Genomic DNA, 25,048 nt, shown 5'->3' with positions numbered 1-25,048 from the left:
ATGGCGCAGGCAGTGGTGATCGGGGCAGGACCGGCCGGGCTGATGGCGGCCGAGCAGCTTGCCCTTGCCGGTCACTCGGTTCTTGTGGCCGAGGCCAAGCCCTCGGTCGCGCGCAAGTTCCTGATGGCCGGAAAGTCGGGTCTGAACTTGACCAAGGATGAGCCCCTTGAGGCACTGATCCAATCGTATGAAGAAGCCGCAGACTGGCTGCGCCCGATGCTGGCTGAGTTTGATGCGCAGGCCGTGCAGAACTGGGCGCGCGCCTTGGGGCAAGAGCTTTTCACCGGTTCAACAGGGCGTGTGTTTCCAACCGCTATGAAGGCCTCACCCTTGCTGCGTGCATGGCTCGCGCGTCTGGCTGATCGCGGTGTCGAGATCCGAACCCGCTGGCGATGGACCGGGTGGGAGGGGGAAGCGCTGGTTTTTGATACCCCGGATGGTCCGCAACGGCTGCAGCCCGACGCAACCGTGCTTGCCATGGGCGGGGCCAGCTGGGCGCGGTTGGGCTCGGATGGAGCCTGGGCGCCATGGCTGGCAGAAAAAGCTGTGCGGCTTGCGCCATTTGCACCCGCAAATGCTGGGCTTTTAGTCGACTGGTCGGATCACATGACCGTGCATTTTGGCGCGCCGATCAAAGGGGTCGCGCTACAAGCCGGAACCCGGCGCACACGGGGCGAGGCGGTGATCTCGGCCCGCGGCTTGGAAGGCGGGGGTATCTACTCTATCTGCAAGCCGGTGCGAGAGGGGGCGCCCCTGACGATCGACCTGATGCCTGACCTACCTGTCTCAGAAGTGGCGGCACGCCTGGCAAAACCGCGCGGCAAGGCGAGCTTGTCCAATCACCTGCGCAAAGCCCTGAAACTTGGACCGGTGCGAACTGCTTTGCTGATGGAGTTTGCCCGCCCCCTTCCAGACGCACCCGACGACGTGGCCGCACTGATCAAAGCCCTGCCGGTACGCCACGCAGGATTGCGCCCGATGGATGAGGCGATTTCGACCGCCGGAGGCATCACACGCGCTGCTGTGAACGACGAATTGATGCTAGCCGCGATGCCCGGAGTGTTCTGCGCTGGTGAGATGTTGGATTGGGAGGCACCTACCGGCGGCTATCTTCTCACCGCCTGTCTGGCGACGGGGCGCTGGGCAGGAAGGTCGGCGGGCGACTGGCTGAACCGCTAACGCGACCGGGCCAGCATCGCCAGCCGGATCATCGCGCGTTCGACCAAGGCCATCGCGGGGGCCGTTTGCCCTGCCGAGCGCAGCGACAGGTCGGTATCTGTCAGCACTGTAAGCGCCGTCTGCAGCTTTGGCGCACCCCAACCTTGAGCCTGCCGCAAAATACGGTCGCGTCGTTTGCCATAGACCGGCGGGCGCAGCTTGCCGATTCCCTGCGCTGCTCCGCCGGGGTCGGAGGCACAGGCGTAAAGCGTGCGGAAATGCCGAGTCGCGCCGATACACAGCGTCACCCCGTTGGTGCCCTGCGCCTGCAGGCGACGGATCAGCGGCCCGATCTCTCCGGCGCGGCCTTCGGCGACCACATTCAATACATCATCCAGCGCCGCTTCGGTTGAGCGGGGCGCGCAGGCTTCGATATCTTCCAGGCTGAGCTCGCTCTCGTCGTCGCGTTTATACAGCGACAGCTTTTCGACCGTTTGGGTGAAATCTCCGGGGCTGAGGCTGACCGCCAACTCTCCCAGCGCCGACATCGCGTCGCGTGGGATGTTCTGCAATCCGGCTTGAGTCAGAATCCGTTCAACCTCGGCCCGAGAGGGCGGATCGTCATAGATGCCCACCGCATAGGCTGCTGGATGCGTTTCGAAGGCCTTGCGGATTTTCGAGCTGGCTTTCAGCTGGCCAGCCGTCACGATGATCTGAGCATCTCCGGGCGTCCAATCCTCAAGCGCAGCAAGGATCGAGGGTGCGGCGGTATCGGTTGCCTCTTCCACGAACACCGCGCGGGGGCCGGGGAAAAAACCAACCGCTTTGACCGCATCCAGCAATAGCGCCGGGTCGCCGCGCAGATCGCTGCCAGGCATTCGGGTCAGACGCATCTCTTCTTCGGCATTTGCCCCAAGCAGGGCGGTCAAGACCTGTTGGCGCTTCAAAGCCACGCGCATGGTATCGGCGCCGTAGATCAAAAGCCCGGTTTTGTCCGCGTCCGGTCTGGCAAAATACCCGTCAGCCTCGCGCGGGCTCAACTTCATGAGGTCAGGTCCGGCGTCGCATAGAGGCGATTGACGATCTGGTCGGACAGAATCACCATCAGGCGCTCTCGGGCGTCGCGCTCATCCGCCAGGGTCGAAACGGTGGAACCTGCCGCCGAATAGCCCACGAAATCCGTGACTTCGCCCGAGGCCAGAATCTGCCCGGTTTCATTCGATTTCAACGTGTATTCGGCGCGCCCGTCGATGGACAAACGGTTGATTTCGTTGGTGGACGTGATCGCAGCAGCCTGGACGGCGGTCTCAACACGGACATCCAGACTGTAGGCATTGCCTGAGGTCGCGCTGCGCCCCAGCTTTTGTTCGAGGTTTTGAACCAGCAGGTAACTCTCGACCGTGTTCGGGGCCGATACCTCAACCTTGCCAAACAGTTCCGAGCCCGCCCCACCGGGCGCATAGATCGGTTCAAACCCGCAGGCGGCCCCAAGAAAACAGGCAGCCAGCGGGGCAAACAAAAAACTTCTGCGGTTAAACGACGACATTCACGATCCGGCCCGGGACAACAATCACCTTCTTCGGCGCGGCTCCCTCCAACGCCTTTTGCACAGCTTCGGTGCTGAGCGCGATTTTTTCAACCTCATCCTTAGGCATATCCTTGGGAACGCTGATTTCCGCGCGGCGTTTGCCGTTGATCTGGATCGGCAGGGTGATCGTATCATCGACCAACATCGCCTCATCCGCGACCGGCCAAGCAGCTGTTGCCACAAGACCCTCACCACCCAGCAGCTGCCAGAGTTCCTCGGACAGGTGCGGCGTCATCGGCGACATCAACTGTGCCAAAGTCTTAGCGGCTTCGCGCTTGGCCTCGGTCCCTGCTTTCGACTTCGCCAGAGTGTTGGTGAAGGCATAAAGCTTGGCAATCGAGGCGTTGAAGCCAAAGGATTCGACTCCGCCCGAGACATCATGGATCGCTTTGTGCATCTCGCGCAGCAGAGTTTCGTCTTCTCCATTGGCCGGAACGTCCGACTCGGCGATTTCGGACGCGATGCGATGGACACGGCTAAGGTGCTTGAACGCGGCCTCGGCGCCGGAGGCTGTCCATTCCACATCCCGCTCGGGCGGCGAATCGGACAGGACGAACCAACGGGCGGTATCTGCGCCGAAGGCCGAGATGATGCTGACCGGGTCCACGACGTTTTTCTTGGATTTCGACATTTTGGCCGAAGGGATGACTTCAACCTGTTCGCCCGTTGCTTTGAGAACGAAACTTGTTTCCCTGGAAACTCGGGGCGATCCGTCGGGCTTAATCACCAACCCATCGCCAGAAACCTGCACCGCTTGGGTGTTTTTGGCGAGGTTCGCTTCGTAAGCTGCCGTTGTCGTCACATCCTCGGGCAGGTGATAGACCGGGCGACCATTGGCGTCGCGCGTCTGGTAGATCTCATGCGTGACCATGCCTTGGGTGAAGAGTGCGTTGAACGGCTCGATGGCCTTTTTCGGCAGATGGCCGGTGATCTGCATCGCGCGGGCGAAAAAGCGGGAATAGAGCAGGTGCAGAATCGCATGCTCAATACCGCCTATATACTGGTCGACATTCATCCAGTACTCGGCCTCTGCCAGATCGGTCGGCGTTTCCGCGCGTGGGGCGGTGAAGCGCGCGTAGTACCAGGACGAATCGACGAACGTATCCATCGTGTCTGTTTCACGCTTGGCCGGTGAGCCACAGGACGGGCAGGACGTATCCCGCCAGCTAGGATGACGGTCGAGCGGATTGCCGGGAATCGAGAAGTCGATGGCTTTGCCGTTTCCGTCATCATAGGGCAGCTCGATCGGCAAATTTTCTTTCTTCTCGGGGACCGTGCCGCATTTTTCGCAGTGGACCACGGGAATCGGGCAGCCCCAGTAGCGCTGGCGGCTCAGACCCCAGTCGCGCAGACGGAATTTGGTGACACCTTCGCCCCAACCGGCCTTCTCGGCAAAATCGACGGTGGCGTTGATGGCCTCTTCGCCGGTTGCCTCGGTCAGACCCGCGAAATGGTTCACCCAGCGGACTTTCTCGGTTTTTGGCGGAACGAATGCGAGCTTGTCGACCGGAGTATCATCGTCCAGCGCAAAGAACGTATCGACCACGGGCAGGCCGTATTTGCGGCAGAAATCCAGATCGCGCTGGTCATGGGCCGGGCAGGCGAAGATAGCGCCGGTGCCATAATCCATCAGGATGAAGTTCGCGATCCAGACCGGCAGTTCCCAATTCGGATCCAGCGGGTGCTTGACCTTGATGCCAGTGTCATAGCCCAGCTTCTCGGCAGTCTCGATGGCCTCTTCTGTGGTGCCACCTTTGCGGCATTCAGCAACGAATTCAGCGACTTCTGAGTTTTCAGCCTCAAGCTGTTTGGCAATCGGGTGATCTGGTGAGATACCGACAAAAGACGCGCCCAGCAGGGTGTCGGGGCGAGTCGTGTATACGGTGATCGGCTCACCTCCATCGGTGCGTTCAAAGCCAAATTGCAGGCCACGCGACTTGCCGATCCAGTTCTCCTGCATCAGTCGGACTTTGGCGGGCCAGTTTTCAAGCGTGTCCAAGGCGTCCAGCAGCTCCTCGGAATAGTCCGAGATCTTGAAGAACCATTGCGTCAGCTCGCGCCTTTCCACCAAAGCGCCCGAGCGCCAGCCGCGTCCGTTTTCGACCTGCTCGTTGGCCAGAACGGTCATATCGACCGGGTCCCAGTTCACGACGGCGTTCTTGCGGTAGACCAGACCGGCTTCGAGCATATCGAGGAACAGTGCTTGTTGCTGGCCATAATATTCCGGGTCACAGGTGGCAAATTCGCGCAACCAGTCGATCGACAGACCCAAAGGCTTCATCTGCCCGCGCATGTCGGCGATGTTGCCATAGGTCCAGTCTTTTGGGTGGCCGCCAATCGCCATCGCAGCGTTTTCTGCCGGCATCCCGAACGCGTCCCATCCCATCGGGTGCAAGACGTTATGGCCGGTCGCCAGCTTGTGCCGCGCGATCACGTCACCCATCGTGTAGTTGCGCACGTGACCCATGTGGATTCGGCCAGACGGGTAGGGGAACATCTCAAGCACGTAGTATTTCGGCTTGTCCGCCTTGTGGTCGGCGGTGAAGATTCCGGCCTTGTCCCAGGCCTCTTGCCATTTTGCTTCGATTTCACTGGCCGAGTAGCGCGACATCATGCGGTCCTTCGTAACTGAAAACGCCGGGTAGGAACCCGGCGTGGTCTTTAGAGCGATTTTGAGCGGGTTGCTAGAACTTGTTGTCTGCAATCCGTAGCTGTCTTGCGCGCGAGAGGATCGCATCCTCAACCGCGCGAGTGGTTGCGGCGCTGACCGGAGAGCCCCCGCTGGACTGCAGCGCAACCGAAAGGGAGCGCGCGGCAAGCGCTGGGTCACTTATATGCACGGTGGCGCGATACTGCCGCCCACCGCCCGGAGGGGTGCCGTAACCCGTTACGATTACTCCGGTAAAGGGATCGACCTCTTGCACGGGCAGGAAATTCAGAACATCCAGCGACGCCGCCCATAGGTAACGGTTCACGTTGGTAGTCTGCTCGGCATTTTTGGGGCCAAAGACATCCCAGATGGTTGTGCGTTCTGGATCATCCAGCTCGCGCTCTTCCGTGCGGGTGCTGCCGGTACTTAGCAAATCCGGGTTGGTGACGGCACTGCGATTCTGTCCGCATGCTGCAAGAGTGGCAGTCAGAAAGATCAAACCCAAAGTCGTCGGCAAGCGCATCGTCGGTCGGTCCTGTTTCGCTATATTTGCGGTCATTGGAAGCTACTCCTAGCCAAGGACCCTTTGCGCAACAAGCCTATTCTTATCAAATCCCACTATATCCGCGTGACAGGGCGGTGATCAGGACTGTGGCATCCTTGCACCAATCCAACTTCAATGCGGTCCTGTTATTTAGGCCAACCTTGCGCAAAGGGGGGGAAAAGAGCGAAACGATGTCCGTGCTGAGACATGTGCTTTGCATGTGTCGAGTAGAAAAACTTTTTGAAACCGAGGGAAACAAGATGAAAAAAGTTCTCTTTGCAACGACGGCGCTGGTAGCGACCGCAGGCGTTGCAGCAGCTGAAGTGAACTTCAGCGGTTATGGTCGTTTTGGTATTGGTTACCAAGAAGACCGCACTGAAACCCAAACCTTTGAAGGTCCTGGTGCAGACGGCGTATCCGGAACTGCCGATGACGTCTTCGCGGCAGGTGTCAATGAAGACGTTGACGACACCATTTTGGTTTCGCGCTTCCGTCTGAACATCGACGCAATCGCTGAAACCGACGCTGGTGTCCGCTTCGAGGGTCGTATCCGTCTGCAAGCCGACGACGATGCTCTGGGTGAAGCCGCAGAGGATCAGGCAACCCTGAACGGCGCGCGTTACTCGGTCATCTTCGGTGGTCTGCGTGTTGACGCCGGCAACATCGCCGGTTCGTTCGACAACCTTGCAAACTACTACGGCTACGAAGTTGGTCTGGAAACATTCCTGGGTCAGTACTCGGGTGTTGACTATGGCTTCGCAACATACAGCTCGACCGGCGAAGGCGTAAACGGCGTCTTCTTCCAGTACGCTGTTGGTGACTTCGCGTTTGGCGCGTCCTACGACCAAGCGGCCACCACTGTGGCAACAGTCACCGGTACTGGTACTGTTCCTCCTGCTGATCCTGCTCCTGCAACGATCGTCAGCACTGACGCAGACCGTTGGGACATCAGCGCGACCTACACCTTCGACAACGTTACTGCCGCTCTGGCCTACGGTCAGACCGACGGTGGTGATGGCGACGACCCAAGCCTGCTCGTTTTCACCTTGGGTGCTGAGTTTGGTGACTTCGCAGGTACTCTGTTTGTTGCAGACGATAACACCGAAGTAGATGCCACCGACGGCACTGCATACGGTTTGTCGGTTGCCTACAACGTTGGCGCTGCGACCACCATCCAGTTCGTCTACGGTGACGGTTCGGCTGATGGCGATACCCGCAACGTTGGTATCGGCGCTCACTACGACCTGGGCGGTGGTGTATCGCTGCGCGGTGGTATCGGCCAGATCAAAGAAGGTGAAGCAGACAGCTATGTCCGCGCCGACTTTGGTGCCCAGTTCAACTTCTAAGTTGATCTGAACCAGACGGTTCTAGGGCGGGTCTTCGGACCCGCCCTTTTCTTTTGCACCGACTTGGTGTTTGTCTCGCTGCAAACCAGATTTGAGGATCATCATGTCGCTGTCAGAGATTTCCGCCCGTATCGCAAAAGCCGAAGCCAAAGCAGGGCGGGCTGCCGGGTCGGTGAAGCTGATCGCCGTATCCAAAGTGCAACCAAACGAGCGTGTGCAGGATGTGCTGGAACAGGGTCACCGGTGCTTTGGCGAGAACCGCGTGCAGGAGGCCGCCGGTAAATGGCCCGCGTTCAAGGAACAATTCGCCGGAATTGATCTGCATTTGATCGGCCCTTTGCAAACCAACAAAGCCCGTCAGGCGATGGAGCTTTGCGATGCCATCCACTCTGTCGATCGCCCGAAACTGGCGAAGACTCTGGCGCGGTTGACGCAGGAGCTCGGGTTCTGCCCGGACCTCTTCATTCAGGTCAATACGGGAGAAGAGGAACAGAAGGCCGGTATACTCCCCGCAGATGCGGATGGGTTCATTGCGGAATGCCGGGCGCTGGACCTGCCCATACGCGGTCTGATGTGCATCCCGCCGGTCGAGGAAGAACCCGCACTGCATTTTGCCTTGCTGGCGAAGATTGCCGCCCGCAATGACCTTAAGGGTCTTTCAATGGGCATGAGCGGCGATTTCGAACAGGCGATTGCGCTTGGGGCCACCCATGTGCGCGTCGGATCGGCGATCTTTGGCGAACGGATCAGACCTCAGGAATGATCAGGCGGGTGCCGGGCGTGATCCGCTCGGCTATCCAGCGCAGGTGATCGCGCCGGAAGGCGATACAGCCCTCGGTCGGATAACCCGGTCGCCGCCATTGGTGCAGGAAGATGGCAGAGCCTTTGCCCGGCACCGCATTCGGCCAGTTCCAATCGGTCAGCAGCACCAAGTCATAGAGAGGGTCCGCGCGGCGCAACCGTTCATGGCTGAACGGATAGGGGGCGGTGACCAGTTGGTTGTAGTGATTGTCTTTCGAATCGTCTGACCACAGGTCTTGCGGGCCGATTGGAATGGCCCATGACGCAGGCGCCGATATCCGATCCGCGCGGTAGAGCATTCCAACAATGCGATGAACACCGACTGGTGTGGCGCCATCGCCTTCGCGTTTGGTGGTACTCCGCCTACCTTTCCCGATTGAGCAGGGAAAGGACCGTCCCCGGAACCGAACGCCTCGTGGGGTCAGCACCAAATCTGTGGGTGTCACAGCAAATGTCCGGATTTCGCAGCCTTGGTCTCAAGATATCCGCGGTTATGGGCGGTCTCCCCGACTTTCAGCGGAACCCGCTCGGCGACGGCGATCCCTGTGCGCTCCATCATGGCGATCTTCGCGGGATTGTTGGTCAGCAACCGGACCGAGCTGAAGCCCAGAGATTTCAGAATATCCGATCCGAGGCGAAAATCGCGCTCATCATCTTCAAATCCGAGGCGATGGTTGGCTTCGACCGTGTCAAAGCCCTGATCCTGCAGGAAGTAGGCGCGCATCTTGTTGGCCAGCCCGATTCCACGTCCTTCTTGATTCAGATAGAGCAACACGCCTGCGCCCTCGGCACCCATCTGAGCCAGTGCGCCGCGCAGCTGAGGGCCGCAGTCACATTTCAGGCTGCCCATGATGTCGCCGGTAAAACAGGCCGAATGAAGCCGAGCCAAGACGGGCTTGCTGCGATCCGGTCGCCCGACCTCGACCGCGTAATGCTCTTCCCCGCCGTCTTCAGGGCGGAAAACGTGCAACCGACCGGCCTCGGACACCTCCATCGGCAAGCGCGCGGCGACAACCGGGTGCAGGGCGCTGCGATCTGCCAGATGCGGCGCGGCCCGGGAGTGATCTATGCAAGTCAAACCGTGGGTCGCCACAAAACTACGGCCGTCTTCGACTGGCAGCACCACGGCAGCAGGCAGCAATCGGGCGGATTTGGCCAGAGCGATGGCAATGCGGTGCAGGTTGGCATTGCCCTGCCTTTCCGTCATCAGCGGGCCTTTCATCGGCGCATTCAGATCGTCCGATGGATCCGCCACGGCCTGCACCCATGCCATGTCTGCATCTGCCGGAATCAACACCCGCGCCAGATCGCCGTCGTAAGCGCGCGCTTTCAGCGTTTCCGCCCGTCGCCCGGTGATGGCCACCACAGGTGCCCCACCCAAACTGCGCAGATCGGCCAGTCGCTGGGGCGTAATCGTCTCGGCCGAGATGGCCAGAACGCTGCCGCCATTGTCATCCACCAGCACGATTGGCACGCCCATCCGCAGGTCAGCCCGCGCGCGCGCCAGCAATTCGGTGATATCGGGGATGAGACTCATCTATGTTACCCTATAACGTTCGACCCTTTTCCTAGCGCTTTCGGCTGGAATTGTGAAACATTTCCGCTGCGTCTGACACGAAGGCGTGAAACGGTTGCAGTAAATCTTGTTGATTGCATATTCCACACGCAAGTGATGGGAAAGGCTTTGGAGGACCCAAGAATGGCTCAGCTCAAGAAAATCCTGTTGGTGGATGATGACGAGGACCTGCGCGAGGCGCTCAGCGAGCAACTTGTGATGACCGAGGATTTCGACGTGTTCGAAGCCTCTGACGGAGCGTCCGCGATGGAGCGCGCGCGCGAAGCGATCTATGACCTCGTGATTCTGGATGTGGGTCTTCCCGACACGGACGGTCGAGAGCTGTGCCGCCTGATGCGCAAGCAGGGTGTCAAAAGCCCGATCCTTATGCTTACGGGCCATGACAGTGACGCCGACACGATCCTGGGTCTTGATGCCGGTGCCAATGACTATGTCCCCAAGCCCTTCAAATTCCCGGTTTTGCTGGCCCGCATCCGCGCGCAGTTGCGTCAGCATGAACAGTCCGAAGATGCCGTATTCGTACTTGGCCCCTACACGTTCAAGCCTGCAATGAAGATGCTGATCACCGAGGAAGACCGGAAAATCCGTCTGACCGAGAAGGAAACCAACATCCTCAAGTTCCTCTACCGCTCGACCGATGGTGTGGTGGCGCGCGACGTCCTGCTACATGAGGTCTGGGGCTATAACGCGGGTGTGACGACCCACACGCTCGAGACGCACATCTACCGCCTGCGTCAGAAAATCGAGCCTGATCCGTCAAATGCTCGCCTTTTGGTCACAGAGTCAGGTGGATATCGACTGGTATCTTGATCCGAGGTGGATTGATTTGGATCAAAGTGATACGCTGAAGTCATAATTAGGTTACTCCCAACCCGTGCATGTCCGGGTAATGACATGTACCTCCCTGTTGGACTGCCGGGCCAGATGGCCCGGCTTTTTTTCGTTGAGCGTGTCCACAATCGCTCATGCCCCGGCGTTGGGCTGCCTATCACTACCCGCTCAGAAAATGTTTGTTCAATCGGCAAGATGCGTCAGTTGAACCAGTGTCTGAGGTATGGGTCCTTTTGCGACCTCCGCAATTCAGGGGTTGCACTACGGTCGACGGAATGTCATTTGTTCCTGATATGTTCCATATATTTCGCGAGGTATACTATGTCCCTAAATTACGTGATGATCGGTTCAAACGATGTAGCAAAGGCGAGGGATTACTTCGATGCCGTCTTGCCCCTGATTGGTGGAACGGTGGTCATGGAATTCATGCCCCATGGGTTTTGCTATGGTCTGCGCGGTGGTGGGCGGATTTGGGTCGCTCCGCCGTACAACAAGGAAGCAGCAACGCCAGGCAATGGGAATATGGTCGGTTTGCTGTGCGAAAGCGAAGAAGAAGTGCAGGCAGCCCATGCGGCGGCTCTCTCTGCTGGCGGAACCAACGAAGGGGAGCCGGGACCACGCCCGCAATATGGCCCTGACTTCTATGGAGCTTACGTCCGAGACCTTGATGGCAACAAAATGAGTTTCGTCTATTTCGGCGACGCGGACTGAGCGCATCAAAAGCTCGTATCGCCCGCATAGCAGTCATTGACGAACCCTAGACGTTTATGGCCTGTTCTCGTGGCGCCCAACGCCGTGCCACGCCAAGCCCGGCTTCGACAAAGGATTCCCCTATTATGCCCTTCACCCTTGCCACCTGGAACATCAACTCGGTCCGCCTGCGCGAGCCTATCGTGCTGAAATTGCTGCAGGAAGAGGCTCCGGATGTGCTGTGTTTGCAGGAATGCAAGTCTCCGGTTGAAAAGATTCCGACCGAAGGGTTTGCTGAGCTGGGTTATACTCACATGGTGGCCCGTGGGCAGAAGGGATACAACGGTGTCGCCATTCTGTCGCGCATCCCGATGGAAGAGGTCGGCGACAAAGATTTCGCCGGTCTTGGCCATGCTCGTCACATCGCGGCGCGCTTGGAAAATGGCGTCACCATCCAAAACTTCTATGTCCCTGCAGGCGGGGATGTGCCGGATCGAGAGGTGAACGAGAAGTTCGGGCAAAAGCTCGACTACCTAACCGATATGCGCGACTGGTTCCATGCGGAAAAGCCTGAAAAATCCATTCTGGTTGGTGATCTGAACATCGCCCCGCGCAAGGACGATGTGTGGTCGCACAAACAACTGCTCAAGGTCGTCTCGCACACGCCGATTGAGGTTGAGGCATTGGCTGAAACACAAGATGCGGGCGGTTGGATCGATATCACCCGGCAGGACATCCCTGAAGGGCAGCTTTATAGTTGGTGGTCCTACCGGGCGCGCGATTGGGACGCTGCTGACAAGGGCCGGCGACTGGATCACGTTTGGGCCACCCCGGATATTTCGAACGCGGGGCATTCCAGCCGTGTCCTGCGCGACGCGCGCGGGTGGGAAAAACCAAGCGATCACGCCCCCGTTTTCGCCAGTTTCGACCTTTAGACCTGCAACTCGGCCCTTGGTTTCTGCAGCAAGGGACTGCATATAGGGCGCACGTTTGAACCGGAGAGTGAATGCCATGGACCTTCTGAGCGGCGCGGAAAGCACCTCAGCCACCGATCTGATCAAGGACAGCAGCGAAGCCACCTTTATGGAGGATGTTGTCGAGGCGTCTCAGGATGTTCCGGTGATCGTGGATTTCTGGGCCCCTTGGTGTGGCCCGTGCAAGACGCTTGGGCCTGCGCTTGAAGAGGTGGTGACCGCAGCCAAAGGCGCGGTCAAGATGGTAAAGATCAACGTGGACGAGGCGCAAATGATCGCATCTCAGATGCGCATTCAGTCGATTCCGACCGTCTATGCATTCTTCAAGGGTCAGCCGGTGGACGGCTTTCAAGGCGCTTTGCCGAGTTCCGAGATCAAAGCATTTATCGACCGCGTGATCGAGGCGGCCGGTGGCGAAAGCCCCGGTGGTCAACTGGAGGATGCCGTGCAGGCGGCCGAAGAAATGCTGGCAGAAGGTGCAGCCGTAGATGCGGCGCAGACCTTTGCCGCGATTCTGGGCGAAGACCCCAACCATGCTGCCGCCTATGGTGGTTTGGTGCGTGCGCATATTGCCTCGGATGATCTGGAACAGGCCGAGGCGATCCTGAACGGTGCGCCTGCCGAGATATCCAACGCTCCGGAACTCGAAGCCGCTCATGCCCAGTTGGAACTGGCCAAGCAGGCGGCGGATGCGGGTCCGGTGGCCGAGCTGACCGCAGCCGTTGAGGCCGAGCCGGACAATCATCAGGCTCGGTTCGATCTCGCACAGGCCCTACATGCCAATGGCGATGTGGAAGAGGCTGTGACGCAACTGTTGGAGCTGTTCCGCCGCGATCGTGAGTGGAACGAGGGTGCTGCCAAAACGCAGTTGTTCACGATCTTCGATGCGCTCAAGCCTAACGATCCGATTGTTCTGAACGGGCGGCGCAAACTCAGCTCGATGATATTTGCCTAATTTCGGATCAGAGCTAGACTCGGGTCTATGATTCATCCCGCCGACTTGCCGGATACGATATCCGTGTTTCCACTGCCCGGGGCGTTGCTGCTGCCCCGGTCTCGATTGCCGTTGCACATCTTCGAGCCACGCTACCTGCAGATGCTTGACGATGCCTTGAAAACAAAGGAGCGGCTGATCGGAATGGTTCAGCCGAACCCCTCGCTGAGCGATGACACAAAACTGCATCGCATTGGTTGCGCCGGTCGTGTCACGCAATTCTCAGAGACTGAGGATGGCCGCTATCTGATCACTCTGACCGGTGTTTCCCGATACCGCATCAAGTCCGAACTGGATGCATTCACGCCTTACCGCCGGTGCGAAGTGTCCTGGGAGGGGTTTGACCGCGATCTTGGCAAGGCCGAGAAGGACGATGTGTTCGACCGCAGCCGCTTTCTGAACCTGCTGGAACGCTTCTTCGAATCGCGTGATCTGTCGACGGATTGGGACTCGCTGAAAGAAGCTGATGATGAGCTTTTGGTGAATTCCCTCTCGATGCTGATGGATTTCGATCCCGAAGACAAACAGGCCCTGCTAGAGGCCCCCTGTCTGCGCACAAGGCGTGAGACACTGGTGACATTGATCGAATTCGCGCTGCGGGGCGGATCAAATGAGGAAAAACTGCAATGAGCGAGCCTGAACACGCTTTTGACCGCCACATGCTTGAAGCGTTAATTTGCCCTCAGACGCATACGACGCTGCACTATGATGCGGACAAGCAGGAGCTGGTGTCGAAGGCTGCCGGTTTGGCCTTTCCGATCCGCAACGGCATCCCCGTGATGCTGGTCGATGAGGCGCGCACGCTGGACTGACCGTTTTTGAACGCTCAAGTACGCTCTAGATTGCCCGTCCTTGCAACAGCTTCGGCAGGTCGCCGGTCAACCCGGCGGCTTCGCGAACGAAGCCCCGGCGTAGGCCGGGCAAGGATCCGACAATGCCCATCCCGATGTCCCGCCCAAGGCGTAGCAGCGGGTTGTCATTCGAAAACAGCTTGTTGAACACATCGGTCGCCATCGCCAGTGAGGCTGTGTCGAACCGCCGCCATTCCTGATAGCGCTCCAGCACCAGAACCGAGCCGATATCCTCGCCGCGCCGTCCGGCCAAGGTCAGCACTTCGGCCAAGGCACCCACGTCCCGCAGCCCGGCGTTCAGGCCCTGGCCTGCAATGGGGTGCATCCCGTGTGCGGCATCCCCCACAAGGGCAAGGCGATCGGAGATGAAGGAATTGGCGATGGTCAGGTTCAGCGGATAGGTAAAGCGGTCACCCTGCAAGCGGATATCGCCCAGAAAATCCCCGAACCGAGGGCGCAAGACCTGCAGATACTCGGCCTCGGGCAGGGCATTGATGCGCTGTGCTGCCTCGGTGCGTTCGCTCCAGACGATCGAGCTGCGATTGCCAGTCAGTGGCAGGATCGCAAGTGGGCCGGGGGGCATGAAGAACTGATGTGCAATGCCGTGATGCGGCAGGTCGTGTTCAATCGCGCAGACCAGGGCGGTCTGGCCGTAATCCCAGCCGGTACGCTTGATCCCGGCGCGGGCCGCGGTTCCGCTGCTGCGCCCGTCGCAGCCTACGATCAGATGACCCTCAACACGCGCACCATCATCCAGCGTCAACGTTACGCCGGTTGCATCGACCTGTTGCGAAACGACCGTTCTGCCGTTGATTTGGGTGATCGCTTTGTCTTTCGCCATCGCCTCAAGAAACGCGCGGCGCAGGTGGCGATCTTCGACCATGTAGCCCATCGGGCCTTCCTCGATCTCGGCATGGTCGAAATGCATGAAAAAGGGGGACGGCCCGATACCCGCATGGCCATCGGTGACCTTGATCTCAAGCATGGGCTGAGCATGGTCCTCAACCCGCTCCCACACGCCGATTGCGTCCAGCAACCGCTTTGACGCCAGCGCGAGTGCATAAGACCGCCCGTCGAATGCCGCGTTCTTGCGGAGCTTTTCGCCCAACGTGTCAATCACGCAAACAGAATGCCCGGTTTGCGCCAGTGCCAATGCCAGGGCCGCGCCGTTCAGGCCTCCGCCCACGATCAGGATATTCGATGCCCGTGTCATGCCCTGCAATATGCGCGCCCTTTCGGGATTGTCCATGTGCGGTCCTGTCGCTACCGTCCCAGAAAGTCAGACGCAAGGAGGGGTGTGATGCAGGAATGGCTAACCATGACGGCCTGTGATTTGGGCCGTGGGATCGGGAAGGGGCAAATCGACCCCGTTGAACTGACCGAGACCTATCTGGCCGCCATTGACGCCCATCCCCATCGCGACCGTATCTATGCGCGCGTCACCCATGATCGTGCCCGTTCTGAGGCAAAAGCCGCGAAAGAGCGCGCCGCCTTGGGTCTGCGTCGGTCCTTGCTGGATGGCGTGCCGATCAGCTGGAAGGATCTGTTCGACACGGCTGGTATCGGAACTGAGGCAGGCTCGGCCTTGTTGAAAGGGCGCGTGCCGGACGCGGACGCGGTGGTCCTACGCAACGCAACGGCTTTGGGCACCGTGTGCCTCGGCAAAACCCACATGAGCGAGCTGGCGTTTTCTGGGCTTGGTCTGAACCCGATCACGGACACGCCGCCCTGTGTGGACGATGAGGATGCCGTACCGGGAGGATCATCCTCGGGTGCCGGGGCCTCGGTGGCTTGGGGGCTGGCGGCTTGCGGGATTGGCTCGGACACAGGTGGGTCGGTGCGAATTCCGGCGGCCTGGAACAATCTGGTGGGGCTTAAAACCACGGCCGGGCGGCTCAGCCTTGAAGGGGTCGTGCCGCTCTGTCTGCGGTTCGACACGGTTGGCCCTCTGGCGCGTTCTGTCGAAGATGCCGCCCATATGCTGGCCTTGCTGGAAGGCGGCTCACCTGCGGATCTGCGCGGTGCCAGCCTGAAAGGTCGCCGCTTTGCCGAGTTGCAGAACGTCGCCAAAGGCGACCTGCGAGATGCGCCGCGAAAGGCGTTCGACGATGCGCTGGATCGCCTGCGCGATGCCGGGGCCGAGATTGTGCCGCTGGAGGTGCCTGAACTGGACGATGCAATGGCGCTTTCGGGTGTTCTCTATACGACCGAGGCCTACGGGCTGTGGAAAGACGTTATCGAGGCCAACCCCGAGGCGATGTATCCCGAGATTCTTGAACGGTTCCGCACCGGAAAAGATGTGTCAGGCCCCGACTATGTGGCCGCGTGGTCCAAGCTCAAGGCCTGTCGCGCGGCATGGGATGCAGCGACCGCCGGGTTTGATGCGGTTCTGGCGCCAACCGCACCCATCCTGCCGCCCAACCTGGAACGGCTCCTCAGTGATCACGACTATTACGTGACCGAGAATCTGCTGGCTTTGCGCAACACGCGCATCGGCAATCTGATGGGGCTTGCGGCGCTGACCCTGCCGACGGGAACTGCGGGTTGTGGGTTGATGATGCTCGGCTATCCCGGCTCGGAAGAAGCACTACTGCGGTTGGGTTCGGCGGCGGAAACCGCATTGGCGTGAATGCCACAATCCCCTGATTCGGAACCTCTTTGTCTGGACGGGGCGGGGTCTGATCTGTAATCTGCCAATCAAACGGGGCGAAAACGATCCCGATATTGAGGCAGTAGATATGAATTTCCCCGAGCGGTTTTCGAACCTACCGGAATACGCATTCCCGCGTCTGCGCACCCTGTTGGACCATCATCAACCGGGCGGAGACGTGATTCACATGACCATCGGCGCGCCGATGCATGACTTTCCCGCTTGGGTCACAGACGTCATCACAGAAAACGCGGCCGGGTTTCAGGGCTACCCCCCGAATGAAGGCTCGCCCGAGCTGCGAGGTTCGATCACCGACTGGATCAAGCGTCGCTATGGCGTGACGATGGACCCCGATACCAACGTGATGGCCCTGAACGGCACTCGTGAGGGGCTTTACAATGCTGCCATGGCGCTGTGCCCCGAACAGAAGAACGGGCAAGATCCCATCATTCTGTGTCCGAACCCGTTTTATCAGGTCTATATGGTCGCCTCGATCTCGGTCCGGGCGCAGCCTTATTTTGTGTCCGCTACCGCCGCGACCGGCCATTTGCCGGACTATGCCAGCCTGTCTGGGGATGTGCTGAACCGGACGGTTGCCGCCTATATCTGCTCGCCCGCGAACCCGCAGGGTGCTGTCGCCTCGCGCGACTATTGGGCCGAGTTAATCGACTTGGCCGAAAAATACGATTTCCGTATCTTCGCAGACGAGTGCTATTCCGAGATCTATCGTGATGAGGCACCGACAGGTGCTTTGACCGTCGCACAAGAGTTGGGCGCCGATCCTGAGCGGGTCTTGCTGTTCAACTCTCTGTCCAAGCGCTCGAACTTGGCAGGGCTGCGCTCGGGCCTGATTGCGGGCGGGCCGGACAGTATCAAACGGGTCAAACAGCTGCGTAACTATGCGGGCGCGCCTTTGCCGCTGCCGCTGCAGGCTGCCGCCGCGCGCGTCTGGGCCGACGAGACGCATGTGGTCGAGAACCGCGCGCTCTATCAGGAAAAATACGCCATCGCGGATGAGGTCTTCTCAGGCCTGCAGGGCTATATGCCGCCCGAGGCCGGGTTTTTCCTGTGGCTGCCCGTCGAGAACGGCGAGGAAACCGCATTGAAGCTGTGGCAGGAGACCGGCGTTCGGGTCCTGCCGGGCGCATATCTTTCTCAAGGTGATCCGGGGCAAAACCCGGGCGAGCAATTTATCCGGGCCGCTTTGGTGGCTCCAAAAAAAGAGTTGCAGCAGGGGCTGATCAAGCTTCGTGACTGCATCTATTCGTGAGGTACGAGGGCAAAATGGCATCATTGAACGCGCGCAACCGCGATCCGTTACTGGACAGCACGACTCAGGCCGCGATTGAGCGGCGTACTAAGGAACTGATCGGGATCGCTCTGATTCTGTTGGGGCTGGCCGCTGCGGCAATGATCTGGTCCTACACGCCGGAAGATCCGAACTGGATGGTCTCAACCGACGCGCCGGTGCAGAACTGGATGGGCCGGATCGGCGCCTCGATCGCTGCGCCGTTGTTCATGATCGTCGGCTGGGGCAGCTGGGGGATCGCGCTGGTTCTGATCGGCTGGGGTGTGCGTTTTGCCGGTCATTTCGGCGAAGATCGCGCCGTGGCTCGGCTGATCTTTGCGCCGATCTGGATTGCCATTGTCTCGGTTTACGCCGCCACTCTGGTTCCGGGCGAGGTCTGGCGCGCGACCCATAGCTATGGGTTGGGCGGACTGTTTGGCGATACCGTCATGGGGGCTTTGCTGACGCTTCTGCCGATCTCTTCGCATTTCCTGGTTAAGCTGATGTCGCTGGCCATGGCCGTCGGAATGCTGGCGCTGGGTATCTTTGTTCTGGGCTTCACCAAAGCTGATGTCGCGCGTGGAACGCGGGCGTTCCTGCTTGGGCTGGTCATGTCTTACGACATGCTGATGAACCTGTTGGGTCGGGGTGCCTCGGCCACGGTACAGTCTGCGCGAGAGCGTCGCGAGCAATGGAAAGAAAACCGCGCCGCGCGGATCGAGCCCGTTTTCGACGACGAGATCGCATTCGAAGACCCAATCTTCGAAGAGGTCGAGGAAGAACCCGAACCCGCCCCCAAAACCGGCCTGCTGGCCCGGATGCCCGCGCTGATCCGTCGCCCCGAGCCGCTGCCAGAGCCTGAATTGGTCGAAGCCATGCCTGTGCAGGGTTTCGATGAAATGCCGGGTGAAGATCGCATCCGCTCGAAGATTTCGGCGGCGGTGCGCAATCGCAAGGTGGCGACCGGCGAGATGGCCCCGGAATATGACCCCAACCTGCCTCTGACCAAGGGCCGGGGTCGTGGGCCGGACCCGCTGATCTTTAATCCCAGAGGGGCGGATGAATTGCCGCCCGAGCCGCCCATGACCGCTGCTGGCCTGCCCCCCGAACCTGTTTTGTCGGCTGAGCCGAATTGGCAGGACACGGCGCATGACTATCAGCCAGAGCCGGGCTATGCGCCCGAGGATGACTATGCCGCGCATGCCTACGACGATGACGCCGTGTTCGAAGATACGGCGACACCTGAGCCGGTTGTGCCGCAGCGCCCGGCTGTGAAAATCCCGGTGGCCGAGCCGCGCAAGCCGGTAGTGGCCCAACCCGTCCGTCGCACTCCGCCACCGTCCCGTCGGGCACAGGCCGAGGCGCAGCCCACTCTGTCCTTCGAGGAACGGCATTCCGATTTCGAACTGCCGCCGTTGGGCCTGTTGTCCAACCCGGCCAGCATTCAGCGTCACCACCTGAGTGACGAGGCGCTGGAAGAAAACGCACGGATGCTGGAGAATGTGCTGGATGATTATGGCGTGAAGGGTGAGATCGTCAGCGTCCGCCCCGGCCCCGTGGTCACCATGTACGAGCTGGAACCTGCTCCGGGCCTGAAAGCCAGCCGGGTGATCGGTCTGGCCGATGACATCGCGCGGTCTATGTCGGCGCTGTCGGCACGGGTTTCGACCTTGCCGGGCCGCTCGGTAATCGGCATCGAACTGCCCAACGAAAACCGTGAGATGGTGGTGCTGCGTGAAATTCTCGCCAGCCGCGATTTCGGGGATGGCAACCATGCGCTGCCTCTGGCGCTGGGCAAGGATATCGGGGGTGAGTCCGTTGTCGCGAACCTGGCGAAGATGCCCCACCTGCTGATCGCGGGGACGACCGGCTCGGGTAAGTCGGTGGCGATCAACACCATGATCCTGTCGCTGCTCTATAAGCTGACCCCGAACGAGTGCCGCCTGATCATGATCGACCCAAAGATGCTGGAACTGTCGGTTTATGACGGCATCCCGCATCTGTTGTCGCCCGTTGTGACCGACCCGAAAAAGGCGGTTGTGGCCTTGAAATGGGTCGTTGGCGAGATGGAGGATCGCTATCGCAAGATGTCCAAAATGGGTGTCCGCAACATCGCAGGCTACAATGGCCGGGTGAAAGACGCGCTGGCTAAAGGCGAGATGTTCAGCCGCACGGTCCAGACGGGCTTTGACGATGAAACCGGGGAACCCACCTTCGAGACGGAAGAGTTCGCGCCTGAGGCGATGCCCTATATCGTCGTCATCGTCGACGAGATGGCTGACCTGATGATGGTCGCAGGCAAGGAGATCGAAGCCTGCATTCAGCGTCTGGCGCAAATGGCGCGGGCTTCGGGTATCCACCTGATCATGGCCACGCAGCGCCCCTCGGTCGACGTGATCACCGGTACGATCAAGGCGAACTTCCCGACACGGATTTCGTTCCAGGTGACATCGAAGGTCGACAGCCGCACCATTCTGGGTGAGATGGGCGCCGAGCAACTTCTGGGGCAGGGTGACATGCTGTATATGGCTGGCGGTGCCAAGATCACCCGCTGCCACGGCCCGTTTGTCTCGGACGAAGAGGTCGAAGAAATCGTCAACCACCTGAAGCAATTCGGTCCGCCCGATTACATGAGCGGTGTGGTCGATGGCCCGGCTGAGGAAAAGGCAGATAACATAGACGCCGTCTTGGGTTTGAGCACCGGTGGCAACACCAACGGCGAGGATGCTCTATATGACCAAGCGGTGGCGATTGTGATCAAGGATCGCAAATGCTCGACCTCTTACATCCAGCGGAAACTTGCCATCGGCTACAACAAGGCCGCCCGGCTGGTTGAGCAGATGGAGGACGAAGGCGTTGTTTCGGCAGCAAATCATGTCGGTAAGCGGGAAATCCTCGTCCCCGAGCAGTAGGATATTTAATAACAAGGTCAGAAGCCTTATCTGAGACGTATGAAACAGATTGCTTTTGCCCTTGCTTTGACACTGGCCGCGCCTGCCGCTTGGGCGGCGGACAAGCTGCCGCTGTCGGAGATCTCTAGTTATCTGAACAAGATGAAAACGGTTCAGACCAGCTTTACACAAGTAAATGATGATGGCTCGCTGAGTACCGGCAAGCTATGGATCCAACGACCCGGAAAGATGCGGTTCGAATATGATCCGCCCGACAGCGCGGTTGTCCTTGCGCGTTCGGGGAGTGTTCAGATCTTTGACCCGAAATCCAACCAGCCGCCCGAACAATACCCGCTGAAGCGGACGCCTCTGTCACTTGTGCTGGCCCGGAATGTGAATCTTGGGCAGGCCAACATGGTCGTTGGTCACGACTTTGACGGGACCGCGACCGTGGTAACGGCTCAGGATCCTAAAAACCCCGAGTCCGGGCGGATTGAGCTGATGTTCACAGACAACCCGGTCGAGCTGCGGAAATGGGTCATCTATGACAACGCAGGCACGCAAACCACGGTTCTTCTGGGGGAACTGACCGAGGGGGGACGCCTCGATCAGAGCTTGTTCTCAAACGGAAAACGGGTCGGGTCCAGCGACCGCTGACCCGCCCAAGTCAGTAGCGGCAGCTGGCCAGCTGAGCTTGATACAGGTTGGCCCGTGCATCGACATCGCTGGCCACATTCAATAGCCAGGATTTCTGGTTGTAGCTGCCGCGCGCATAGCCTGTATGACCTTCGTGATAGGCCAGATACTGGTTGCGCGTGTCGCCCAGGTTGATGCCGTTCCGCTCGTAGGTTTTGTTCATGTACCAGCCGATGAAATCGGACGCGTCGCGAATTCGGTCCCGCTTGGCGCGGCGTTTTCCGGTTTCACGCTGGTATTCTTCCCAAGTGCCGTCCAGAGCCTGGCTGTAGCCAAAGGCGCTGCTCTGCCGACCCATCGGGATCACGCCCAGCACATAGCGGTGCGGGGTGCGCGCATCATGACGATAGCGGCTTTCCTGATAGATCGTCGCCATCTGAACGTGAACGGGGACACCCCATTTCCGCTCGGTTTTTTTGAAGGCTTTGATGTAGTCAGGTTTCTCGCGCGCAATGCTGCACGCGTCATTTAGTCTGCTGGGTGGCTGTTTAGACCCGCCACCACAGGATGCCAAAAGCAGCACCCCTAGGAGTACGAATAGAATTCTGCTCATGTGCCTCGTGCCTTTTTTCTGGCATTCTAGCGCAGATTGAGCGCTGAGGAAATCACAATCGTTACAGAACGATAGCCAAAACACCCGGTAACGCGGCGACAGACAGCACCGTTGAGACCATAACCATGCCTGCTACGGCGTCTGCGTCGGCCTCAAACCGCTCGGCCAGCAGGTATGAAGTGACAGCGACCGGGGTACACATTTGCAAGACCAGAACACCGAATGCGATGGTTTCAAGCCCGAAGAGGATGGCAACGCCCCATCCGAGGGCAAAGCAGACCACCAGCTTGAGAAGCGACAGCCAAATGGCCTGGTGAAGACTGCGAGAGGTTAGTCGCGCGATTGCCACACCAACGGTTACAAGCATCATCGGAACAGCCATTTGCCCCAGCAAATCCAAGGTGTTGGTTAGGAACAGAGGTGTTTCCCAGTCTTGCCACAAGAACAGCGCCCCCAGCAGCGTGGCCCAGACCATGGGCTGACGGATGACCTGTCCAAAAGCGCCTTTACCCGCGACCAGATAGATCCCGTAGGTAAAGGAAAACAGCGCGGTCACGGCCAGAAAGATCACGGCATATCCCAAACCGGCCTGACCAAATGCAAAGATGCATAGGGGAAGGCCCAAATTGCCGGTGTTTCCGAAGATCAGCGGCGAAAGGTAGGTGCGTTGCTCAAGCTTTAGCACCTTTACAATAAACCAGAACACGACCGCGAGAACCAGATTGGCCGCAATGGTGGCCAGAGTGAACCTTGACAGGTCACCACCCGGAATTTCGGTCTGCATCAAGGCCACGAAAATCAGGCTGGGGACTGCCAGCGTCATTGCAAAGCGCGTCACAAATTGTAGGCGGTATTCAAAGCCAAGCTTGACCCAGACAAAGCCGATTGCTGACAAAAGGAACACGGGTGCCGCAATTTCGAACACTGTCAGTAAGAGGTTCACAGACTGTTTCCCTTAATTTCACATCAATGATTGGCTTTTCTGCCCGGAAAGAGGTAGTAACTTCTTTGGGGGCTGAAACAATGCTAAAGACACGCGCCAAGTACGGCCTGGGACAAGTAGTGCGACATAAAAAACATCCCTTCCGAGGGGTGATTTTTGACGTGGATCCAGAGTTTTCGAATACCGAGGAATGGTATGAAGCCATTCCCGAAGACAGTCGGCCGATCAAGGATCAGCCGTTCTATCACCTGTTGGCTGAGAACGACCAATCCTTCTATGTAGCTTATGTTTCTGAACAAAATCTGATCGAGGACCGATCGGGTGAGCCGGTTGAGCATCCTGACATCCCCAACATGTTCGGCCCTTTCGAGGATGGGTCCTACCCGCTGCACTTCCATCTGAACTGATCGGGGCGTCGCGTCGGCGCGTTGATCAATATCCCAACGCGCAACCGTCCTTTCTGGGGTCACTGGCCCCCTCCAAAACACCGTCTTCACGGATTCGTATGGCCTGTGCGCCACCCAGTGGAGTTTCTGGGGCCTCCACAGTGTGACCCATTTCGCTTAATTGTTGAGCAACCGCTTCGGGGAACCCGCGCTCGAGCTTCAGAATACCTCCGTCGGCGAAGGCGCGGGGGGCGTTGATGGCCTCTTGCAGGTCAAAGCCGAAATCCATCAGGTTTGACACGAACCGCGCATGTCCTGTGGGTTGATACGCCCCGCCCATTACGCCGAAGGGCATCGTAACGCGGTTGTTCTCGGCCAGTATGCCGGGAATGATCGTGTGCATCGGGCGTTTGCCTCCGCCCAACTCATTTGGGTGCCCGGCTTGTAGGGTAAAGCCTGCGCCGCGGTTTTGCAGCAAGATCCCGTATTTCTCGGACGCGATCCCCGAGCCGAAGCTGTGGAAGATCGAATAGATCAGAGACACGGCCATCTGATCGCGGTCGACGACGGTAATGTAGACGGTGTCCTTGTGAATCGCTTCGGTCAGCCGGGCGGCAGCGGGCATGGCCCGTTTAGGGTCGATCAAAGCCGCGAGGGATGCGGCGATGTCTTTGTCCAAAAACCGCTCGGCCCGCGCCATATGGTCGGGATCTGCGATGAAACGGTTGCGTGCGTCATAGGCCAATTTTGTCGCTTCGGCCTCTATATGCACCCGTTCCGCGCCCAATGGGTCCATGCTGGCAAGGTCAAAATGCTTGAGAATATTGAGCAGCAAGATCGCCGTTGCGCCTTGGCCGTTGGGGGGATGCTCGACCAGATCAACGCCGTGATAGGTGCCGCGCATCGGTTCGGAGGGGGTGCATTGGGTCGATTGGAAATCCTCGGCGGTGTGGAGGCCCCCCAAGGCAGAAAGGGTGTTGATCATGTCCTCCGCGATTTCACCTGAATAGAAGGCATCCCGCCCATCTTTTGCGACCCGTCGTAGAGCCTCGGCTTGTTTTGGCGCGCGGAAGACCTGGCCTGTCTTTGGGACTTGCCCATGGATCAAAAAGTGATCCCGCGCAGCCCCCTGAAGGGTCGGTTCGCCATTGCGCCAGTCAAAGGAAACGCGTGGAGCAACCGGCACACCCTTTTCTGCATAGTGAATGGCCGGTTGCAGAATGGCATCCAGCCCCAGTCGGCCTTCGGTCTGGCTGAGATGACAGAACGCGTCGACCGCGCCCGGGATCGTAACCGCGTCTGGGCTGGTCAGAGGCACCGAGGTCAAGCCTTGTTCCCGCAGCGCGCTGGCTTGCGCAGCAGCAGGTGCCCGGCCCGAGCCATTTAACGCTCGGATCTGGTTTTCCCCCGCACGGTTGTAGAGGACAAAGCAATCGCCACCCAAACCGGTCATCTGCGGCTCGCAAATCCCCAGCAAGACCGCTCCGGCAATGGCTGCATCCATGGCATTACCGCCGCGTTCCAGAATGTCGACGGCGGCTTTCGCGGCAAGGGGGTGCGAGGTCGCGCACATCCCGTTTGTGGCCAAAACTTCGGAGCGGCCCGGCTTGTGTAGATCCCGCATCATCATCCCCTTAC

24 protein-coding genes are annotated in these 25,048 nt (G+C 59.3%); 14 read left to right on the top strand and 10 right to left on the bottom strand.

The features are described 5' to 3' along the window. Complete coding sequence (locus tag ACRZ95_RS08400) at positions 1–1,179, top strand: TIGR03862 family flavoprotein (RefSeq protein WP_170678011.1); 1,179 nt, start codon at positions 1–3, stop codon at positions 1,177–1,179. On the opposite strand, the gene holA is transcribed toward ACRZ95_RS08400, so the two are convergent. From holA to ACRZ95_RS08380, 4 genes are all read right to left on the bottom strand, one after another. After that, on the bottom strand, positions 1,176–2,204 hold the full coding sequence (holA, locus tag ACRZ95_RS08395) for a DNA polymerase III subunit delta (protein ID WP_170678009.1): 1,029 nt from the start codon (positions 2,202–2,204) through the stop codon (positions 1,176–1,178). The genes ACRZ95_RS08400 and holA overlap by 4 nt on opposite strands. Then, a complete protein-coding gene (lptE, locus tag ACRZ95_RS08390; protein ID WP_170375600.1) occupies positions 2,201–2,704 on the bottom strand; it encodes an LPS assembly lipoprotein LptE in 504 nt (167 codons plus the stop codon). The genes holA and lptE overlap by 4 nt, the downstream gene beginning before the upstream one ends. Beyond that, positions 2,691–5,357, bottom strand: coding sequence for a leucine--tRNA ligase (gene leuS / locus ACRZ95_RS08385; protein ID WP_170678007.1), 2,667 nt, complete (start codon positions 5,355–5,357; stop codon positions 2,691–2,693). Before leuS ends, lptE begins: the two co-directional genes overlap by 14 nt. Before the next feature lie 73 nt (positions 5,358–5,430). Further along, positions 5,431–5,919, bottom strand: a complete 489-nt coding sequence (locus tag ACRZ95_RS08380) for a DUF3576 domain-containing protein (RefSeq protein ID WP_170552624.1) — start codon at positions 5,917–5,919, stop codon at positions 5,431–5,433. Positions 5,920–6,200: 281 nt separating this feature from the next. Between ACRZ95_RS08380 and ACRZ95_RS08375 the strand changes: the two genes are divergently transcribed. Both ACRZ95_RS08375 and ACRZ95_RS08370 read left to right on the top strand, forming a co-directional pair. Continuing rightward, a complete protein-coding gene (locus ACRZ95_RS08375; protein WP_170678252.1) occupies positions 6,201–7,286 on the top strand; it encodes a porin in 1,086 nt (361 codons plus the stop codon). Positions 7,287–7,389: 103 nt separating this feature from the next. Then, positions 7,390–8,049, top strand: coding sequence for a YggS family pyridoxal phosphate-dependent enzyme (locus tag ACRZ95_RS08370; protein ID WP_170678005.1), 660 nt, complete (start codon positions 7,390–7,392; stop codon positions 8,047–8,049). Here the strand turns inward: ACRZ95_RS08370 and ACRZ95_RS08365 are convergent. Together ACRZ95_RS08365 and ribA are read right to left on the bottom strand one after the other, a co-directional pair. Continuing rightward, on the bottom strand, positions 8,033–8,533 hold the full coding sequence (locus ACRZ95_RS08365; protein WP_170678003.1) for a L,D-transpeptidase family protein: 501 nt from the start codon (positions 8,531–8,533) through the stop codon (positions 8,033–8,035). The two genes, ACRZ95_RS08370 and ACRZ95_RS08365, sit on opposite strands and share 17 nt — an antisense overlap. Next, positions 8,530–9,624 (bottom strand): GTP cyclohydrolase II, encoded by a 1,095-nt coding sequence (gene ribA / locus ACRZ95_RS08360; RefSeq protein ID WP_170678001.1) that lies wholly within the window; start codon positions 9,622–9,624, stop codon positions 8,530–8,532. Before ribA ends, ACRZ95_RS08365 begins: the two co-directional genes overlap by 4 nt. A gap of 162 nt (positions 9,625–9,786) precedes the next feature. On the opposite strand from ribA, the gene ACRZ95_RS08355 reads away from it, so the two are divergent. The 6 genes from ACRZ95_RS08355 to ACRZ95_RS08330 all read left to right on the top strand — a co-directional run bounded on the left by ACRZ95_RS08355 (position 9,787) and on the right by ACRZ95_RS08330 (position 13,964). Next, on the top strand, positions 9,787–10,473 hold the full coding sequence (locus tag ACRZ95_RS08355) for a response regulator transcription factor (RefSeq protein ID WP_170375588.1): 687 nt from the start codon (positions 9,787–9,789) through the stop codon (positions 10,471–10,473). 342 nt (positions 10,474–10,815) lie between these two features. Then, positions 10,816–11,205 carry a VOC family protein gene (locus ACRZ95_RS08350; RefSeq protein WP_170471399.1) on the top strand — a complete coding sequence of 130 codons (390 nt, stop codon included), beginning with the start codon at positions 10,816–10,818 and terminating at the stop codon, positions 11,203–11,205. A 125-nt stretch (positions 11,206–11,330) separates the two neighbouring features. Continuing rightward, positions 11,331–12,119: an exodeoxyribonuclease III gene (locus ACRZ95_RS08345; RefSeq protein ID WP_170552374.1), complete on the top strand. Its 789-nt coding sequence runs from the start codon at positions 11,331–11,333 to the stop codon at positions 12,117–12,119. Between the two features lie 76 nt (positions 12,120–12,195). Beyond that, a complete protein-coding gene (gene trxA / locus ACRZ95_RS08340) occupies positions 12,196–13,113 on the top strand; it encodes a thioredoxin (RefSeq protein WP_170677999.1) in 918 nt (305 codons plus the stop codon). A 27-nt stretch (positions 13,114–13,140) separates the two neighbouring features. Continuing rightward, positions 13,141–13,782, top strand: coding sequence for an LON peptidase substrate-binding domain-containing protein (locus tag ACRZ95_RS08335; protein ID WP_170677997.1), 642 nt, complete (start codon positions 13,141–13,143; stop codon positions 13,780–13,782). After that, positions 13,779–13,964: a Trm112 family protein gene (locus ACRZ95_RS08330; RefSeq protein ID WP_170471391.1), complete on the top strand. Its 186-nt coding sequence runs from the start codon at positions 13,779–13,781 to the stop codon at positions 13,962–13,964. The genes ACRZ95_RS08335 and ACRZ95_RS08330 overlap by 4 nt, the downstream gene beginning before the upstream one ends. Before the next feature lie 25 nt (positions 13,965–13,989). Here ACRZ95_RS08330 and ACRZ95_RS08325 read toward each other — a convergent pair whose 3' ends face one another. After that, positions 13,990–15,252: an FAD-dependent monooxygenase gene (locus ACRZ95_RS08325; RefSeq protein ID WP_480554795.1), complete on the bottom strand. Its 1,263-nt coding sequence runs from the start codon at positions 15,250–15,252 to the stop codon at positions 13,990–13,992. 51 nt (positions 15,253–15,303) lie between these two features. Here ACRZ95_RS08325 and ACRZ95_RS08320 point away from each other — a divergent pair, with 51 nt between their 5' ends. The 4 genes from ACRZ95_RS08320 (at position 15,304) to ACRZ95_RS08305 (ending at position 21,489) form a co-directional block, all read left to right on the top strand. Continuing rightward, complete coding sequence (locus ACRZ95_RS08320; protein ID WP_170677995.1) at positions 15,304–16,632, top strand: amidase family protein; 1,329 nt, start codon at positions 15,304–15,306, stop codon at positions 16,630–16,632. 109 nt (positions 16,633–16,741) lie between these two features. After that, a complete protein-coding gene (locus tag ACRZ95_RS08315) occupies positions 16,742–17,923 on the top strand; it encodes an aminotransferase class I/II-fold pyridoxal phosphate-dependent enzyme (RefSeq protein ID WP_170677993.1) in 1,182 nt (393 codons plus the stop codon). Between the two features lie 14 nt (positions 17,924–17,937). Next, positions 17,938–20,853, top strand: a complete 2,916-nt coding sequence (locus ACRZ95_RS08310) for a DNA translocase FtsK (RefSeq protein ID WP_170677991.1) — start codon at positions 17,938–17,940, stop codon at positions 20,851–20,853. A 39-nt stretch (positions 20,854–20,892) separates the two neighbouring features. Beyond that, positions 20,893–21,489, top strand: coding sequence for an outer membrane lipoprotein carrier protein LolA (locus ACRZ95_RS08305; RefSeq protein WP_170677989.1), 597 nt, complete (start codon positions 20,893–20,895; stop codon positions 21,487–21,489). A 10-nt stretch (positions 21,490–21,499) separates the two neighbouring features. Here ACRZ95_RS08305 and ACRZ95_RS08300 read toward each other — a convergent pair whose 3' ends face one another. Together ACRZ95_RS08300 and ACRZ95_RS08295 are read right to left on the bottom strand one after the other, a co-directional pair. Next, on the bottom strand, positions 21,500–22,081 hold the full coding sequence (locus tag ACRZ95_RS08300) for a transglycosylase SLT domain-containing protein (RefSeq protein WP_170375559.1): 582 nt from the start codon (positions 22,079–22,081) through the stop codon (positions 21,500–21,502). Positions 22,082–22,142: 61 nt separating this feature from the next. Next, positions 22,143–23,024: an AEC family transporter gene (locus tag ACRZ95_RS08295; RefSeq protein WP_170552416.1), complete on the bottom strand. Its 882-nt coding sequence runs from the start codon at positions 23,022–23,024 to the stop codon at positions 22,143–22,145. An 80-nt stretch (positions 23,025–23,104) separates the two neighbouring features. Here ACRZ95_RS08295 and hspQ point away from each other — a divergent pair, with 80 nt between their 5' ends. Next, a complete protein-coding gene (gene hspQ, locus ACRZ95_RS08290; protein ID WP_170677987.1) occupies positions 23,105–23,431 on the top strand; it encodes a heat shock protein HspQ in 327 nt (108 codons plus the stop codon). A gap of 25 nt (positions 23,432–23,456) precedes the next feature. On the opposite strand, the gene ggt is transcribed toward hspQ, so the two are convergent. Then, positions 23,457–25,034, bottom strand: a complete 1,578-nt coding sequence (gene ggt, locus ACRZ95_RS08285; protein ID WP_170677985.1) for a gamma-glutamyltransferase — start codon at positions 25,032–25,034, stop codon at positions 23,457–23,459. Positions 25,035–25,048: the final 14 nt, after the last annotated feature.

Source organism: Ruegeria sp. AI3, from assembly GCF_056541245.1.
This window is presented reverse-complemented; position numbering and strand designations above follow the sequence as displayed.

What these genes read in the sequence shown, in the direction of transcription:
- ACRZ95_RS08310 (WP_170677991.1), top strand. Translation starts at nt 17,938, where the DNA reads ATGGCATCATTGAACGCGCGCAACCGCGATCCGTTACTGGACAGCACG.
- ACRZ95_RS08345 (WP_170552374.1), top strand. Translation starts at nt 11,331, where the DNA reads ATGCCCTTCACCCTTGCCACCTGGAACATCAACTCGGTCCGCCTGCGC.
- ACRZ95_RS08300 (WP_170375559.1), bottom strand. Translation starts at nt 22,081, where the DNA reads ATGAGCAGAATTCTATTCGTACTCCTAGGGGTGCTGCTTTTGGCATCC.
- ACRZ95_RS08325 (WP_480554795.1), bottom strand. Translation starts at nt 15,252, where the DNA reads ATGGACAATCCCGAAAGGGCGCGCATATTGCAGGGCATGACACGGGCA.
- hspQ (WP_170677987.1), top strand. Translation starts at nt 23,105, where the DNA reads ATGCTAAAGACACGCGCCAAGTACGGCCTGGGACAAGTAGTGCGACAT.
- ACRZ95_RS08355 (WP_170375588.1), top strand. Translation starts at nt 9,787, where the DNA reads ATGGCTCAGCTCAAGAAAATCCTGTTGGTGGATGATGACGAGGACCTG.
- ribA (WP_170678001.1), bottom strand. Translation starts at nt 9,624, where the DNA reads ATGAGTCTCATCCCCGATATCACCGAATTGCTGGCGCGCGCGCGGGCT.
- ACRZ95_RS08335 (WP_170677997.1), top strand. Translation starts at nt 13,141, where the DNA reads ATGATTCATCCCGCCGACTTGCCGGATACGATATCCGTGTTTCCACTG.
- ACRZ95_RS08350 (WP_170471399.1), top strand. Translation starts at nt 10,816, where the DNA reads ATGTCCCTAAATTACGTGATGATCGGTTCAAACGATGTAGCAAAGGCG.
- trxA (WP_170677999.1), top strand. Translation starts at nt 12,196, where the DNA reads ATGGACCTTCTGAGCGGCGCGGAAAGCACCTCAGCCACCGATCTGATC.
- lptE (WP_170375600.1), bottom strand. Translation starts at nt 2,704, where the DNA reads ATGTCGTCGTTTAACCGCAGAAGTTTTTTGTTTGCCCCGCTGGCTGCC.
- ACRZ95_RS08380 (WP_170552624.1), bottom strand. Translation starts at nt 5,919, where the DNA reads ATGCGCTTGCCGACGACTTTGGGTTTGATCTTTCTGACTGCCACTCTT.
- ggt (WP_170677985.1), bottom strand. Translation starts at nt 25,034, where the DNA reads ATGCGGGATCTACACAAGCCGGGCCGCTCCGAAGTTTTGGCCACAAAC.
- ACRZ95_RS08400 (WP_170678011.1), top strand. Translation starts at nt 1, where the DNA reads ATGGCGCAGGCAGTGGTGATCGGGGCAGGACCGGCCGGGCTGATGGCG.
- ACRZ95_RS08305 (WP_170677989.1), top strand. Translation starts at nt 20,893, where the DNA reads ATGAAACAGATTGCTTTTGCCCTTGCTTTGACACTGGCCGCGCCTGCC.
- ACRZ95_RS08375 (WP_170678252.1), top strand. Translation starts at nt 6,201, where the DNA reads ATGAAAAAAGTTCTCTTTGCAACGACGGCGCTGGTAGCGACCGCAGGC.
- ACRZ95_RS08315 (WP_170677993.1), top strand. Translation starts at nt 16,742, where the DNA reads ATGAATTTCCCCGAGCGGTTTTCGAACCTACCGGAATACGCATTCCCG.
- leuS (WP_170678007.1), bottom strand. Translation starts at nt 5,357, where the DNA reads ATGTCGCGCTACTCGGCCAGTGAAATCGAAGCAAAATGGCAAGAGGCC.
- ACRZ95_RS08330 (WP_170471391.1), top strand. Translation starts at nt 13,779, where the DNA reads ATGAGCGAGCCTGAACACGCTTTTGACCGCCACATGCTTGAAGCGTTA.
- ACRZ95_RS08370 (WP_170678005.1), top strand. Translation starts at nt 7,390, where the DNA reads ATGTCGCTGTCAGAGATTTCCGCCCGTATCGCAAAAGCCGAAGCCAAA.
- holA (WP_170678009.1), bottom strand. Translation starts at nt 2,204, where the DNA reads ATGAAGTTGAGCCCGCGCGAGGCTGACGGGTATTTTGCCAGACCGGAC.
- ACRZ95_RS08320 (WP_170677995.1), top strand. Translation starts at nt 15,304, where the DNA reads ATGCAGGAATGGCTAACCATGACGGCCTGTGATTTGGGCCGTGGGATC.